2 protein-coding genes and 1 CRISPR repeat array (1 of these 3 cut by a window edge) are annotated in these 13,444 nt (G+C 63.9%); both genes read right to left on the minus strand.

What is annotated here, in order from left to right:
* Positions 1 to 12,061: direct repeats of the CRISPR family, unit length 28 nt; unit sequence GGATCATCCCCGCTCGCGCGGGGTTTAC (it extends 486 nt beyond the left edge of the window).
* Positions 12,062 to 12,117: 56 nt separating this feature from the next.
* Positions 12,118 to 12,510, minus strand: a complete 393-nt coding sequence (cas2e, locus tag AIF0345_RS05390) for a type I-E CRISPR-associated endoribonuclease Cas2e (RefSeq protein ID WP_268917788.1) — start codon at positions 12,508 to 12,510, stop codon at positions 12,118 to 12,120.
* On the minus strand, positions 12,504 to 13,442 hold the full coding sequence (gene cas1e, locus AIF0345_RS05395) for a type I-E CRISPR-associated endonuclease Cas1e (protein ID WP_268917787.1): 939 nt from the start codon (positions 13,440 to 13,442) through the stop codon (positions 12,504 to 12,506). Before cas1e ends, cas2e begins: the two co-directional genes overlap by 7 nt.
* Between the last annotated feature and the right edge of the window lie 2 nt (positions 13,443 to 13,444).

A 13,444-nucleotide genomic window follows, 5' to 3' on the forward strand; every position in this document is an offset into this window, starting at 1 on the left:
AAGGATCATCCCCGCTCGCGCGGGGTTTACGTGAAGGCCGACAAGACTACGGGAGAGGTCGTCGGATCATCCCCGCTCGCGCGGGGTTTACATCAACAAGATCCTCGACGGCCTCGGAGAGTACGGATCATCCCTGCTCGCGCGGGGTTTACCGGCCTGTGGACGAGGACTGATTAGAGGCGCCGGATCATCCCCGCTCGCGCGGGGTTTACTTCTTGCCAGCGACCTTCGTCTGAACAATATACGGATCATCCCCGCTCGCGCGGGGTTTACCGCTTCGCCGCGCTTTTCTTGACGAGTCGGGTCGGATCATCCCCGCTCGCGCGGGGTTTACCTGAGACCCAGCACTGTCAGAGATTGCGGCAGAGGATCATCCCCGCTCGCGCGGGGTTTACGGCAGGGACGTGGCTGACCTGCTCGACCCGGCTCGGATCATCCCCGCTCGCGCGGGGTTTACGCAGCCAGGGCGCCGCCGAACACCTTCAGCACGGGATCATCCCCGCTCGCGCGGGGTTTACTGAGGTCGGTGATGCGGTTCTTGCCCTCGTGAAGGATCATCCCCGCTCGCGCGGGGTTTACGCGAGACGGGGATTGGCCTGGACCGGTACCCGATGGATCATCCCCGCTCGCGCGGGGTTTACCAGGTCGAGAAGCATATTGAGCGCCTGGAGAACGGATCATCCCCGCTCGCGCGGGGTTTACGAAAGCCAGAACCTTCAGTCCTAGGCGGCGGTATGGATCATCCCCGCTCGCGCGGGGTTTACATTATGTGGTCTGCTTCTGCGCTGTCTGGTTGCGGATCATCCCCGCTCGCGCGGGGTTTACGCCACGGCGACCGGCCGCCGCCTGGCTGCCGCCGGATCATCCCCGCTCGCGCGGGGTTTACCAACCGAGAAAGGCACATCGATCTTGATGGGCAGGATCATCCCCGCTCGCGCGGGGTTTACTCGCTTTTCGCGGAGTATCAGGCGAATGGTGGCGGATCATCCCCGCTCGCGCGGGGTTTACCGGCATACACACCTTTAGGTATTTTTGTGACCTCGGATCATCCCCGCTCGCGCGGGGTTTACGGCCGTCGGCCTGATCAGTCATCCGGGGCCGTGGGATCATCCCCGCTCGCGCGGGGTTTACTTAAGAATTTCCAGGGGAGGGGTGCAAGATGGCGGATCATCCCCGCTCGCGCGGGGTTTACGAGGGAGTCCTTGAGGAAGTCGGCGATCGCCCGGGATCATCCCCGCTCGCGCGGGGTTTACGAGGCGGTCACGAAGCTCGCCGCCAGCCAGGGGGGATCATCCCCGCTCGCGCGGGGTTTACATCACGATCTCAACCGACGAAACCGTGGACGACGGATCATCCCCGCTCGCGCGGGGTTTACGGGCCCAGATCCAACGGCGAGCTCTTCCGCCGGGGATCATCCCCGCTCGCGCGGGGTTTACTCCTTGAGACCGCCGACGATCGTGGCCTGGAGGGGATCATCCCCGCTCGCGCGGGGTTTACTCGCCGACGACCGCAGTGCCAGGGATGGTCGCGGGATCATCCCCGCTCGCGCGGGGTTTACCAGGTGGAGGCTAGGGGCGGGTCGGTGAAAGCCGGATCATCCCCGCTCGCGCGGGGTTTACAGGAAGGACCTGGCGGCCACACAGTCACGGTCCGGATCATCCCCGCTCGCGCGGGGTTTACACGTGGGCGAGGTCCTCTCCCTGAAGAATGTGAGGATCATCCCCGCTCGCGCGGGGTTTACTGCATCAAACTGTCCTTGTGCTCATCCACCGAGGGATCATCCCCGCTCGCGCGGGGTTTACTCGGTGTTGAGGCGTGGGCCGCGGCCTTTAATGGGATCATCCCCGCTCGCGCGGGGTTTACGGCTGAGGGCAAGGACACTCATGTGATTCTGCGGGATCATCCCCGCTCGCGCGGGGTTTACCGGATGCTGAAGCGGATTTTGTTGACTGTCGCGGGATCATCCCCGCTCGCGCGGGGTTTACTCGTTCTCTGAGACATTCAAGTGCACGATAGTGGGATCATCCCCGCTCGCGCGGGGTTTACACAAAAATTGCGCGCTCGAAATCACACTCGTGCGGATCATCCCCGCTCGCGCGGGGTTTACGTCGAGCCCCGCACCGAACGGGTCAAGGGGAAAGGATCATCCCCGCTCGCGCGGGGTTTACTCGTTCACCGGCACCGCAATTGTCACCGGATTCGGATCATCCCCGCTCGCGCGGGGTTTACTGGAGACGTACGCCAACCCGGAGGACCTTGTTGGGATCATCCCCGCTCGCGCGGGGTTTACCCATCGCGGTACTCGCCGTCGCCGACGCGAACGGGATCATCCCCGCTCGCGCGGGGTTTACGACGACAGTGAGGATGATGGCAGTATTGACGCGGGATCATCCCCGCCCGCGCGGGGTTTACTGTTCCGGATCGCGGAGAAAACACCGTTCGAGGGGATCATCCCCGCTCGCGCGGGGTTTACTCCGCCGCGGCCGATCATACAGACGTGCCCGTCCGGATCATCCCCGCTCGCGCGGGGTTTACACGCGGCGCCCGATCCAGGACATGCTTTTCGACGGATCATCCCCGCTCGCGCGGGGTTTACATGTCACGGTACCTGCCCGACGAGGTCACGAAGGGATCATCCCCGCTCGCGCGGGGTTTACCACTGGCCCGCCGCCATCGCGGCATCACGGACGGGATCATCCCCGCTCGCGCGGGGTTTACGAGGGCGGGCTTCCCGCTGATGACGTAGATCGCGGATCATCCCCGCTCGCGCGGGGTTTACGACCCGTGGGGAACGATCGCCCCGGAACCGCCAGGATCATCCCCGCTCGCGCGGGGTTTACGTGCCGTCAGCTGCACCGGGCGCTCGAAGAGGCGGATCATCCCCGCTCGCGCGGGGTTTACAACCCCGCCCGCGAGGGGCGGGGTTTTCAGCAGTGGATCATCCCCGCTCGCGCGGGGTTTACCTCGTGCTCGGTCCGCCTATGCCAGTCCACCACGGATCATCCCCGCTCGCGCGGGGTTTACCTCCACGGGCAGGCGGACGACGACACAGGGCCCCGGATCATCCCCGCTCGCGCGGGGTTTACGCCCTGGTGAGGTCCTGGGTCTGGGTCTGGGCGGGATCATCCCCGCTCGCGCGGGGTTTACCCGGAGAGTGAGACCGAGGCGTGTATGATGCTCAGGATCATCCCCGTTCGCGCGGGGTTTACGTTTTCGCTCATGTCCATGTCCTCGATCTCTGGGGATCATCCCCGCTCGCGCGGGGTTTACCTGATATCGGTCACACCATCAACCCACGTCACCGGATCATCCCCGCTCGCGCGGGGTTTACTCTGCCAGACGTCTAGCTGCACTGTGATCTCAGGGATCATCCCCGCTCGCGCGGGGTTTACGAGGAGGAGCGTTTTCACAGTGAGGTGGGGGAGGGATCATCCCCGCTCGCGCGGGGTTTACCGGAGGTGAGGTGGGACTCAACGTATCGGGACAGGATCATCCCCGCTCGCGCGGGGTTTACTCAGGCGTCGTAATAACAACGAGATCATCCGGGGGATCATCCCCGCTCGCGCGGGGTTTACGGATCAAGGAAAAGCACATTCCGTGCATCCAGGGGATCATCCCCGCTCGCGCGGGGTTTACTCCTATCTATTAGTGTTGGTCAGAAAAGTGGTGGGATCATCCCCGCTCGCGCGGGGTTTACGCAAAACTTTTCCTGAATTCTTTATATGGGAAAGGATCATCCCCGCTCGCGCGGGGTTTACTTGATGATGTTTCGAATTGCCGAAAAAACCCCGGGATCATCCCCGCTCGCGCGGGGTTTACCCGATCCTGTTAATCAGAGCGTCGGTGAACTCAGGATCATCCCCGCTCGCGCGGGGTTTACCCCGCGTAGGCCTGCACCTGCTTGATGAGCATCGGATCATCCCCGCTCGCGCGGGGTTTACCCGGGCATGATCCCCCACTGTGCGAAATATGGGGGATCATCCCCGCTCGCGCGGGGTTTACGCCACGTCCGTTGCGGCGGTCGCATAGTCTTTAGGATCATCCCCGCTCGCGCGGGGTTTACTTTTTGAGCAGATCGTGGACGGCCAGCCGGCTAGGATCATCCCCGCTCGCGCGGGGTTTACAGCAAGTTCGCCGACACTCTTTCTGAGATGTATGGATCATCCCCGCTCGCGCGGGGTTTACCACTGAGCAGCTGAATGCAATGAAGGCCGCCAAGGATCATCCCCGCTCGCGCGGGGTTTACGACGTGAAAGTCTTGTTCTCGCTCCCTGCGCGCGGATCATCCCCGCTCGCGCGGGGTTTACCGGATTCGTTGCACGTGATCGGCCGTGAGCCGCGGATCATCCCCGCTCGCGCGGGGTTTACCGCGTACTGGTCAATGGCCTTCTGGCGGCGGACGGATCATCCCCGCTCGCGCGGGGTTTACTCAAGACGAATGACCATATTGCGGGTCAGGCGCGGATCATCCCCGCTCGCGCGGGGTTTACCGGATTCGTTGCACGTGATCGGCCGTGAGCCGCGGATCATCCCCGCTCGCGCGGGGTTTACCGCGTACTGGTCAATGGCCTTCTGGCGGCGGACGGATCATCCCCGCTCGCGCGGGGTTTACAGCAGGCGAATCGTGTTCAGAACCCTTGAGTCGGGATCATCCCCGCTCGCGCGGGGTTTACAATAGCACAACCTATAGCGGGGAGGTGATGAAGGGATCATCCCCGCTCGCGCGGGGTTTACCAGGCTCAGACGGCGGCCGACATGACGAACGCCGGATCATCCCCGCTCGCGCGGGGTTTACCACAGTGGACCCGAAGGACGTGCCCGAGGGGAAGGATCATCCCCGCTCGCGCGGGGTTTACAGAGAGTACTCCGGTGCGTCGAACTTGTGGCGCGGATCATCCCCGCTCGCGCGGGGTTTACGCGGATCCGGGCCCCCTATGGTGTGGGCGTCCAGGATCATCCCCGCTCGCGCGGGGTTTACATGCCGCGGCCCGCCCTCTAGACCGACCGTCGGGGATCATCCCCGCTCGCGCGGGGTTTACAAAGGAGGGCCGCCCCACCCGGGGCGGCCCTCCGGATCATCCCCGCTCGCGCGGGGTTTACACCGGCTGGACACTCCACACCCTCAGACACCGAGGATCATCCCCGCTCGCGCGGGGTTTACGCAATGAGCACCGAGGCCATCATCACCAGCAACGGATCATCCCCGCTCGCGCGGGGTTTACTGCCGGTCGCCTATGGCCAATCATAGTATCTAGGGATCATCCCCGCTCGCGCGGGGTTTACTGATGGAGGCCGTCGCCGGCGCCGCCACCACGGGGATCATCCCCGCTCGCGCGGGGTTTACAGACGATTTGTCTGAACATGACCGGGCGGTAGGGGATCATCCCCGCTCGCGCGGGGTTTACGCAATGCCGAGCCGGTCGATGTGCGGCATCGGCGGATCATCCCCGCTCGCGCGGGGTTTACAGTCATGCGTGACCAGCGCCACACCAATCTCGCGGATCATCCCCGCTCGCGCGGGGTTTACTGGTTGGGCTACCGCCCGGTAGGAAAAGGGTGCGGATCATCCCCGCTCGCGCGGGGTTTACCGTGCTGTGCGCATGGGCCGGCGTGTCTGGCTGGGATCATCCCCGCTCGCGCGGGGTTTACCTTCGATGCTGGCAGGCTGGATCAGTCCTATTGGGATCATCCCCGCTCGCGCGGGGTTTACCCTCTGAAAACCCCCGCCCCTCGCGGGGCGGGGGGATCATCCCCGCTCGCGCGGGGTTTACCACGCGCGCACGCGTAGGCGCACACACCCTGAGCGGATCATCCCCGCTCGCGCGGGGTTTACAGACGATTTGTCTGAACATGACCGGGCGGTAGGGGATCATCCCCGCTCGCGCGGGGTTTACGCGTACTGGCGGTTCCGGTCGAGGCCCGCGGCCGGATCATCCCCGCTCGCGCGGGGTTTACTGCCTGTGATTACTGCGATTCCTCGCATGATGCGGATCATCCCCGCTCGCGCGGGGTTTACCTCACCTTCAAGCCCTACAAGCACCAGCGGCTCGGATCATCCCCGCTCGCGCGGGGTTTACCGCGCCGTCGCCCCTGCGAGCGTCTCCTCAGGCGGATCATCCCCGCTCGCGCGGGGTTTACAGGATGACTCGTTCGACCCCTGGAACCCGATGGGGATCATCCCCGCTCGCGCGGGGTTTACGATGAAAGGAGAACAGGAATGAGTGGCCTCGTCGGATCATCCCCGCTCGCGCGGGGTTTACTCAACAGTGTCCTCACGCCACACGGACGCAATCGGATCATCCCCGCTCGCGCGGGGTTTACTTACCGGCCGTCATCGCGTAGAGCGAGCACCCGGGATCATCCCCGCTCGCGCGGGGTTTACTTCTTTTCAATATTGGTTTTTACATGGGGGTTGGGATCATCCCCGCTCGCGCGGGGTTTACTGACGGTTCCGAAGGTGACATGGGTCGACGGCGGGATCATCCCCGCTCGCGCGGGGTTTACGCCTGGAAGGTCGCCGAGATCTCAGAATTGACCGGATCATCCCCGCTCGCGCGGGGTTTACCCACCGCCACCGCCACCACCTTCCTCGTTCTTCGGATCATCCCCGCTCGCGCGGGGTTTACCCTGGACTCGTCCGGCGTCAGCGGGCACACGACGGGATCATCCCCGCTCGCGCGGGGTTTACCGGTACTCTCGCACGTCGATCGCCACGCCACGCGGATCATCCCCGCTCGCGCGGGGTTTACGATCCTTCCCCCTCGGCGACGACCCAGCCGCTGGGATCATCCCCGCTCGCGCGGGGTTTACGCCAGCAGGGCCGAGGCGAGCCCGTAGAACGCCGGATCATCCCCGCTCGCGCGGGGTTTACACATGATCGAGGCGTCCCTCGTGTTCGAGGGCGGGATCATCCCCGCTCGCGCGGGGTTTACAAATTCTTTGTATCCGTATGTGATGCACGAGCGGGATCATCCCCGCTCGCGCGGGGTTTACATCAGCGCCTCCGCACCGACCACGCCCTCAACCGGATCATCCCCGCTCGCGCGGGGTTTACCACCTGCGCCACAGGCGCAGGCAGTCGGCGTGAGGATCATCCCCGCTCGCGCGGGGTTTACCACAGCCAGATCGAGCCGCCAGTCGGCAAGCCGGGATCATCCCCGCTCGCGCGGGGTTTACTGCCGCCCATGCTGCATCCTCTCGACGTGAAGGGGATCATCCCCGCTCGCGCGGGGTTTACGTCCGGGGAGGGGTCGTCCTGCAAGAGACAACGGGATCATCCCCGCTCGCGCGGGGTTTACAATGTGACCGGTAAGAATGTCGATAATATTGAGGGATCATCCCCGCTCGCGCGGGGTTTACTACGATATCTGGGGGGTGGAGTGGCGGGGCGGCGGATCATCCCCGCTCGCGCGGGGTTTACGCCTCCTCGTCCCTCACCATCATGGTCTCCTCGGGATCATCCCCGCTCGCGCGGGGTTTACGCGGGAGGATCGACCTGATGAGAGAGCCGATGAAGGATCATCCCCGCTCGCGCGGGGTTTACGACCAGAGAGTCGACGCCCCGGTGGAGATCCAGGGATCATCCCCGCTCGCGCGGGGTTTACGTGGTGAGGCGTGGGTCGTGGGGCGAGACCTTCGGATCATCCCCGCTCGCGCGGGGTTTACGTGAGCAAATCGTAGTTAGCCGCCTTCATGGCGGGATCATCCCCGCTCGCGCGGGGTTTACACCGAGAACGAGAAAGGAACACAATGAGCACACGGATCATCCCCGCTCGCGCGGGGTTTACGCTTCGTTCTTAATGCGGGCGAGCATCTCATAGGGATCATCCCCGCTCGCGCGGGGTTTACTCGGGGTTCGCGTACGTCTCCATGTGTGCGGCGGGATCATCCCCGCTCGCGCGGGGTTTACGCGAAGCTTTTCCTGAATTCTTTGTATGGGAAAGGATCATCCCCGCTCGCGCGGGGTTTACCTCTGTATCCGTATGTGATGCACGAGCGCCCGCGGATCATCCCCGCTCGCGCGGGGTTTACGTGACACGATCGAGGAGGTGCAGACCGGCCTCAGGATCATCCCCGCTCGCGCGGGGTTTACAAGGAGAAGCGGCAGAAAGCAGCAAGAAAGGGCGGATCATCCCCGCTCGCGCGGGGTTTACGGTTGTGGGTGAGGGGAGCGTGTATGACGTGAAGGATCATCCCCGCTCGCGCGGGGTTTACGTCACCTTGTCGGTGACGAGTGTGGACTGGCGCGGATCATCCCCGCTCGCGCGGGGTTTACATGTGTTTAATCTTGTGACCGACGCGTGGCGTAGGATCATCCCCGCTCGCGCGGGGTTTACGTTGACTACGCCGTGTGGACGCCTAACACGCACGGGATCATCCCCGCTCGCGCGGGGTTTACTGATGTGCCTTCTGGCATCTCACAGGAACTTGAGGATCATCCCCGCTCGCGCGGGGTTTACCCTCAGACACGTACCGCAGCGTCTCCGGAGAAAGGATCATCCCCGCTCGCGCGGGGTTTACGGATATTCCTTTCTCGGTAGTTAATCAGTTCAAGGATCATCCCCGCTCGCGCGGGGTTTACTTGACAACGTTGAGTTTGGTCTTTACTTCAGTGGGATCATCCCCGCTCGCGCGGGGTTTACTTATGTCTGTTAATGGTGAACATGATCCGTGGGGGATCATCCCCGCTCGCGCGGGGTTTACGGGGTTGGCAGGCTCTCAAAATTAATCGTCCCCGGATCATCCCCGCTCGCGCGGGGTTTACGGCCATAGTTTTCCCAGGCGTTCTCGGCGGCAAGGATCATCCCCGCTCGCGCGGGGTTTACCGAAGATCACTGTCTCGGTGACTCTGGGCTACAGGATCATCCCCGCTCGCGCGGGGTTTACTCACCGTCACCCGGGAGCGCCTGATTATGTCTGGGATCATCCCCGCTCGCGCGGGGTTTACGGCAGTGCATATCGACGATAGGGACTCGCATCAGGATCATCCCCGCTCGCGCGGGGTTTACACGTACCGCAGCGTCTCCGGAGAAATTCCCGTAGGATCATCCCCGCTCGCGCGGGGTTTACTCGTTGGGGCCGAGCACTACCGCAACATACTGGGGATCATCCCCGCTCGCGCGGGGTTTACTGAGCATACGCGGTACTAGCGCCGCGGAGCGCCGGATCATCCCCGCTCGCGCGGGGTTTACCAAAGAACCAGGTCGACTACATCAGTAAGCAAAGGATCATCCCCGCTCGCGCGGGGTTTACCTCATTCTCCGTGTGGGAGGCTGTTCATGCTGTTGGATCATCCCCGCTCGCGCGGGGTTTACGGCACGTGAGTTTTGGTCAGGCGAGGAACTGGAGGATCATCCCCGCTCGCGCGGGGTTTACAAGTTCTCCGTTCCCGTCCACTGCCCAAATGACGGATCATCCCCGCTCGCGCGGGGTTTACCCGACGCGAACGTGCCCGACGAGGAGGAGTAACGGATCATCCCCGCTCGCGCGGGGTTTACTTCAAGAATTTCCAGGGAGGGGTTGAGATGGCTGGATCATCCCCGCTCGCGCGGGGTTTACCCGACTGGCGCGGCACTGAGGCTAGGCCTGGAGGGATCATCCCCGCTCGCGCGGGGTTTACAGATCTTTGGGAATCAGAACTCTGGTTGGGTTGGGATCATCCCCGCTCGCGCGGGGTTTACCCCACGCCTGCCTTGCGGCCCTTCTGGGCCCTCGGATCATCCCCGCTCGCGCGGGGTTTACGCGTTTTCCGCGGGCGGGGGTGAGTGAGGATGGGGATCATCCCCGCTCGCGCGGGGTTTACCACAGTGGACCCAAAAGAGGTACCCGAGGGAAACGGATCATCCCCGCTCGCGCGGGGTTTACGACGATATTCAAGAGGAGTTCCCGGGCTTTGAGGGATCATCCCCGCTCGCGCGGGGTTTACTCTCAGGGTGTTCATGGGAATTGCGTAGGTATAGGATCATCCCCGCTCGCGCGGGGTTTACGTGCCTCCCGATAACTTGCAGGTAATGTCTAAGGGATCATCCCCGCTCGCGCGGGGTTTACTGAATAGTGATCACTTTAATATTGTCGGCGACCGGATCATCCCCGCTCGCGCGGGGTTTACAGGAGTCGATACGCGAATACGTCGACCGGCATCGGATCATCCCCGCTCGCGCGGGGTTTACATAGAGGACCTCGTCAGCGCGCGGGCGGCGACGGGATCATCCCCGCTCGCGCGGGGTTTACCCGTCTATTCCCGAGTTTACTAAGCGACACAAAGGATCATCCCCGCTCGCGCGGGGTTTACTGGTGGTGCCGCGTCGACTGCGCTTATGGGTGGGGATCATCCCCGCTCGCGCGGGGTTTACTCTCTGCCGCCGACCAGGTAAAAGAAGGGGACCGGATCATCCCCGCTCGCGCGGGGTTTACGCGTCGAAAAGCAGATTCTGCTCCAGATAACGCGGATCATCCCCGCTCGCGCGGGGTTTACGACCTCCTCTCCAAGTTCCCCTCGGGCACTTCCGGATCATCCCCGCTCGCGCGGGGTTTACTCGCGTCCGTGTGGCGGGAGGACACCGTCGACGGGATCATCCCCGCTCGCGCGGGGTTTACGGTAAATTCCGTGGGATTGTTGTACATGTTAAGGGATCATCCCCGCTCGCGCGGGGTTTACGCCTAGTACCTCATTACCCATATAAGTTACTCCGGATCATCCCCGCTCGCGCGGGGTTTACACTTATTTCCACAATCTTGGGTTTGATGGTTTCGGATCATCCCCGCTCGCGCGGGGTTTACGCTTCGGTCTCATTCTCCGGGTCCATTCCAAGGGATCATCCCCGCTCGCGCGGGGTTTACATCTCAGCGTCACTTTTTGTGCCGGCGGTTCTTGGATCATCCCCGCTCGCGCGGGGTTTACAACCGACCGTCCCGCCGCGCCTGATAGAGCAGGGGATCATCCCCGCTCGCGCGGGGTTTACACCTGCAAGTTATCGGGCGGCACCAGAGCGACAGGATCATCCCCGCTCGCGCGGGGTTTACGGTAAATTCCGTGGGATTGTTGTACATGTTAAGGGATCATCCCCGCTCGCGCGGGGTTTACCCGGCGCGAGAGAAATCAGCCGCAAGAAGCCCGGGATCATCCCCGCTCGCGCGGGGTTTACAAGGGTCGTTTTGTTGAGATCCCGAAGGAGAACGGATCATCCCCGCTCGCGCGGGGTTTACCCTGAGGCATCTGCGACTGCACCGTCCTAGATGGGATCATCCCCGCTCGCGCGGGGTTTACATATTGGGGACACCGACTATGCCGACAACGAGAGGATCATCCCCGCTCGCGCGGGGTTTACGCAGGCTCAGACGGCGACCGATATGACAAATGCGGATCATCCCCGCTCGCGCGGGGTTTACTTAACAACGGCTCCCGCAATAATGCTGAGTGTAGGATCATCCCCGCTCGCGCGGGGTTTACACATCTCCTTATATGATGCTTGAAGTGACATGCGGATCATCCCCGCTCGCGCGGGGTTTACAGCAGTGCGAGCCTGCTTACACGCCTCTGGGTAGGATCATCCCCGCTCGCGCGGGGTTTACTTATCACAGCGCCGGACACTCTTTCCCTGGGCAGGATCATCCCCGCTCGCGCGGGGTTTACTGCGCCATCTTCGAGTGGGGCGGTATCTACGCGGGATCATCCCCGCTCGCGCGGGGTTTACGTCGCCCTGGTCCCCCTTGTCGCCTTTGGGGCCGGATCATCCCCGCTCGCGCGGGGTTTACGCGTTTTCCGCGGGCGGGGGTGAGTGAGGACGGTGGATCATCCCCGCTCGCGCGGGGTTTACTCTTCGGGGTCGGCAGGCTCTCAAAATTAATCGTGGATCATCCCCGCTCGCGCGGGGTTTACTAGTAGAAGACACACAGTGCGTCGAAAAGCAGAGGATCATCCCCGCTCGCGCGGGGTTTACGAAGTATCCTATCTCCTGCCACTTCCTGTCCCCGGATCATCCCCGCTCGCGCGGGGTTTACTGCGCCATCTTCGAGTGGGGCGGTATCTACGCGGGATCATCCCCGCTCGCGCGGGGTTTACACTTGGCGATCCTTGGAATCCCAACGACCACCCACCCTACCAGACGGCTTCCGCCTTCACTGCTGACCTAGCGCCCGCTCGGAGGCGTTGCGGTAGCGCCGCCGTCGAGCGGCGATCGACCATGACTCCTTCGGGGGTCTGACGGCACCGGGGATCGCCCGTGATCCTTCGATCTGCCGGTATGGCGTGCGCATGACCAGGCAGCCCTCAACGTCGACCGGCTCGCGCTCATGCCCCAGCGACGCGATCGCGAAGCGCTGCTCGGAGCGCACCGACCAGATCAGCAGGGCGCGCCCCTCGCCGATGTAGGCGCGGACCAGCTCCCACAGCTGCTCGCGCACACGGGCCGAAAGGCGCCCGACGAAGACCCCGGGAGAGACCTCGAGCAGCCAGCGGGTCATGGAGCCGCGCAAGGAGGCCGGGGCCGCTGACAGGATCAGCACTACCATCCTCCCGCATCCTCCCCGGCGTAGTTCGAGCCACCGGCAACAGCATGCCGCTGATAGTCCCACAGGGAGACCACATTGACACCCAGGTCCTCGGCGTCCTCGACCTCGAACAGCCGGTAGATGTCCCTGACCGTCCGCTCGATGATCTTCAGCTCGAAGACCTTGTCCCTCACGCGCCGCCTGGTCGTCCCGGTGAGGTCGTCCATCCCCTCGGCGACCACATCGAAGGCGATCGGGATCGTGGTCTCGGCCTTGTACAGGTCCGCGATGTCGTACACGAAGGAGCGCTCGTGCCCGGTGTGAACGAAACCGAGGCCCGGCGAGCAGCCCAGGGAGACGATCACGCCGTGGACGATCCCGTACAGTGCGGCATGCGCGGCCGACAGCGCCTGGTTGATCGGGTCCGAGGCCTCGAAGTCGTCGGGGCGGTAGTCCCGCCGCGTCCACGGGACGCCGGTGCGCCGGGAGTTCTCCCGGTACACCTGGCGAACCCGGGCGCCCTCCCGGCCTCTGAGCTGCTGCATGGTCAGCCCGTCGACGTCCTCGCCGCTGAACCGCATGCAGTACATCTCGCGCGCCACGCGCAGACGCTTCTGAGGCGAGGAGACACGGGCCGCCTGCTCCACAAGCAGCCGGGTGGAGGTCGCCAGCGACCGGCCGTGCGCGTAGTAGCGCACGCCGCGCTCACCGACCCAGACCGCCGTCGTCCCGCACTCGCCGAGCAGACTCATCGCCTGGTGGCTCACTGACGTCCCCGGCCCGAGGAAGACCGCCACTAGCGACGCCGCCGGGACGTGGATGGTGCCCTTGTCGTCGCGGGCGGTCAGGGCACCATCCTGCCGGTGGACGACGCAGTGTTCCAGGTAGAGGAAGGACATCCGGTCCTGGACGCGGGGGAGCGCCGTCACGGGGACCGGCAGCATCCTGGCCATCG

This window comes from Actinomyces israelii, from assembly GCF_030253495.1.
In the GTDB taxonomy this organism is placed as follows: Bacteria; Actinomycetota; Actinomycetes; order Actinomycetales; family Actinomycetaceae; genus Actinomyces; species Actinomyces israelii.

What these genes read in the sequence shown, in the direction of transcription:
- cas2e (WP_268917788.1), bottom strand. Translation starts at nt 12,510, where the DNA reads ATGGTAGTGCTGATCCTGTCAGCGGCCCCGGCCTCCTTGCGCGGCTCC.
- cas1e (WP_268917787.1), bottom strand. Translation starts at nt 13,442, where the DNA reads ATGGCCAGGATGCTGCCGGTCCCCGTGACGGCGCTCCCCCGCGTCCAG.